The 2,958-nt window shown below is 61.8% G+C and carries 4 protein-coding genes; 2 read left to right on the forward strand and 2 right to left on the reverse strand.

From position 1 onward, the window contains the following. The coding region (locus AB1609_19780; GenBank protein ID MEW6048684.1) for a hypothetical protein at nt 1-546 on the reverse strand (546 nt) is incomplete at its 3' end. A gap of 607 nt (nt 547-1,153) precedes the next feature. On the opposite strand from AB1609_19780, the gene AB1609_19785 reads away from it, so the two are divergent. Both AB1609_19785 and AB1609_19790 read left to right on the forward strand, forming a co-directional pair. Further along, nucleotides 1,154-1,762 carry a hypothetical protein gene (locus tag AB1609_19785; GenBank protein ID MEW6048685.1) on the forward strand — a complete coding sequence of 203 codons (609 nt, stop codon included), beginning with the start codon at nt 1,154-1,156 and terminating at the stop codon, nt 1,760-1,762. 51 nt (nt 1,763-1,813) lie between these two features. Further along, a complete protein-coding gene (locus tag AB1609_19790) occupies nt 1,814-1,954 on the forward strand; it encodes a hypothetical protein (GenBank protein MEW6048686.1) in 141 nt (46 codons plus the stop codon). Between the two features lie 239 nt (nt 1,955-2,193). Here AB1609_19790 and AB1609_19795 read toward each other — a convergent pair whose 3' ends face one another. Then, nucleotides 2,194-2,580, reverse strand: coding sequence for a hypothetical protein (locus AB1609_19795; GenBank protein ID MEW6048687.1), 387 nt, complete (start codon nt 2,578-2,580; stop codon nt 2,194-2,196). Nucleotides 2,581-2,958 lie beyond the last annotated feature (378 nt).

Genomic DNA, 2,958 nt, shown 5'->3' on the forward strand with positions numbered 1-2,958 from the left:
AGATATGATCCAACGACGATCCTTCACCTGGCTGTAGGCCAGGGAAAGCGCCTCAAAAAACTGATTTAGCCCGTCGTCAAAGGGATTTGACCCGTGCCATGGGAAAAAGGGTGCGGAGGGTGGACAGAACGCCACGTCTTCAAGTTCCCAGTTGGCACCGCCTGTTGCTGGCACCTGGAGCACCAACGGGACGCTTCCAGCCTTTTGGAACCCAAGGATGGGCCCCATCACATAGGGGCAGCAGTGGTATATACATAGCGCTTGGTGAGCAAGTGTGATCGAAGACTGAGCGTCCTGGATGGTCCGGATTTCGCGGCGAGTCTGGAAGTAGCGGTCGTCCGGTGCTGCTCCGACCAGGTAGTGGGTGGGTTCAAAGAACGATAGAACGCCTTTTACCCTGGGAAGATATACCTCATCAAGCTCTCCTTGGCGCGGGACTATGTGAACAAAGGGACTGAGCTGGTGGATGAACGGTTCACGGTGAATTACAATGCCTGCCAGGGCCAGGGTCTCAGCTTCTGGGAAGACGTCGAACGGGCTGCCCATTAGACACTCCCCTCTCTGTGCGGATTAACCACGCGGAGGCTCTGCCGCATCAATTATCCCACAAGTACTTACCCTCAGCTAGATTGGTCGAGCCGGGGCGCCTTCTTTGGGCAGTGTGCGACGCAAAACACCCCCACTTCCCGGCGACGCTCCTTTTGGGGGATGAGGGCTCAAGGCGTTTGGCCTGAGAGTGTCGACGTCCCACACGGAGGCGTGCGTGACGGTACAGCGGGTGCTAGCAGGGGTGCAAGCCATAGCGGCTTACGACCAGCTAGCCATATGGTATACACGTGGCTTACCATATGGGCTTACACGGTGGCTTACTGCAAGATTCTAGAGTGAGGGTTCTAGAGGACGTCTCAGAGTCTACCGGCGAGCAGGTCATGACTGCCATGCTGCACCACCGGTGGCGCTGAGGGGCCGACCACCATGTCCGCTTGGTCATGAGCTTGCCCAAGGCGCTGGGTACATGCTGGCTCGGCGGAGTTGTCTGTTGGAGGACCTACCCCACGGCGTGGCGAACGCGGTCTCGGGGTGATCTTCTGGCTCAGCGAGAACTGGCCGCCGTGCTCCAGGCGGCCCACTGGCTGGAAGAAAAGGGGCTCTCTTGGTCTATCACGAGCGTCGGCTGCCAGGACAGGCGCGTGGCGTGTTCACCGTGGCGGGCGTCGAGCGGGGTAGGCACCCGGACCTCCTGGTTCAGGGGAAAATTACTGCCGCCGGGCGCACGCTGGGCAGTTTCGTGGCCGTTGAAGTCAAGCCCGGCAAGAAGCACCGCGACATCCTCGACGGGTTCGATGCGGTGCTTGGCTACTTCGTAGATTACGCCTGCGGGGCGAAGTACGAGATCTACGGGTCGGAGGTGGACGTGTCGGCCATTGTGCTTGTTACTTCGTTCGGGCCCAAAGGCTACCTGTTTGAAGAAGAAGGAAAGTTTGACCCCGCAGGAATCGTCCGGGGTCCGTGGGACGCTTACCCGATGACGTTCACTGTTGCCCGCCTCCTGTGGCGCCAGCGAGACAACATAGTCAAGCGACTGCGCGAGGCGTTGCACGTGCCCAAGGTGGCCAAGGGCGGAGGTAGTCGTCATGTTCCCCGGCTCATGGGTCCTTTGCCCGAAGTCGGCGTGATGGTGGCGAATCCCCGCCGGCCGAACGAGGTCCTGCTCATGCTGTCCGCGCACCCTTATCACTGGGAGCTGCAGGCCGGGCAATAAGACATCGGCAGGCGCGAACGGGGGCAGTCTTCGGAGAGAAGGCATTCGTGCATGGATGAACGCTCACGAGTAGTGGCCCGAGAGCGGCGCCCGGCGGGCACGGCAAAGGCCGGGGCGTTGGCGGCGACGGTGAGGAAGTACGCGAGGCTGTGCCGGGAGGTGAGGGCGAAGTTCGATATTGACACCGGGTGATCTGGGGAGTGGGGCGCGGATCTTTCGGTGACGGGTGCTGTCAGGTTGCATTTAAACCCGTCACACCGTTAATCAAGATGCCGCAACGGTTTCCGGCGTTCTGTGACGGGACCACGGGTTGTAGCTTATCCCCTTTCTCCACTACTACGGGCCTCGGCATCGTACCCATGTAATTTGGGTTAGGGGGTACCCGTGGCGACAAGGGTTTCGAGGATGACAGGTTAGAGAGCGACCCGTCATCAACCCGTCACACCTGTCATGTCGCGCTGGTCGAACTGCACCCACCGACCGTGCTGGTCGCGCCCGGATGTGAGGGCGATACCATGGACGTGTTCGAGACTGCGGGCAAGGCGGCGGAGGGCTAGGCCCAGCGCGATCTCGTTGCGCGGGAGGTTAGAGCGGGGCCCGGAAAGGGTCCACTCATCGGACCGGGCCAGGTGCTCCCGGAGTTCGTGCACGTGCCAGCGCCTGCCCAGCTTGGAGGGATCGAGCCACCGCATGAGGGTGGGCACGAACGGGTCTTCATCGATCAGGAACCGGGCCTGCTGAGTGCTGAGAGCATCCAGGATGCGGTCGACCATCGCGGGGCCGGACTCCGGGTGCCAGGCCTTTGCGAGTACCTTCATGAGTCGCCCAAAGTCCGCCATCCGAAAGGGCACGGGGACGGCCGGCAGGCCGGTCTTCAGGTGGGCCACGGCGGCGTTGAGGCGGTGTGCCCAGATTGTCCAGAGAGCGCTTGCGGGGGTAGAGTTCGGGGTCGACCTCGATGTCGAGGATGGAGATTTCGCATGGCTGCACGTGGGACACCTCTGCCCCTCAGTGTAGCACATGTTCGCGCGGCGGGGAGCACGGGGAGGCCGCTCTCACCGCCTACGTGGCGACTGGCGTCGCGGTGTGGTCAGGTTTCGGGGTAGCAGTTGGCAGGTCCCAGGTACTCGGGAAAGGCCGGTCTGAGAAACTTCCTCACGTCGTAGCAAAGGTGGCAGCGACTTGCGTAGCGGGAG

It is taken from the genome of Bacillota bacterium (genome assembly GCA_040754675.1).
In the GTDB taxonomy this organism is placed as follows: Bacteria; Bacillota; Limnochordia; order Limnochordales; family Geochordaceae; genus Geochorda.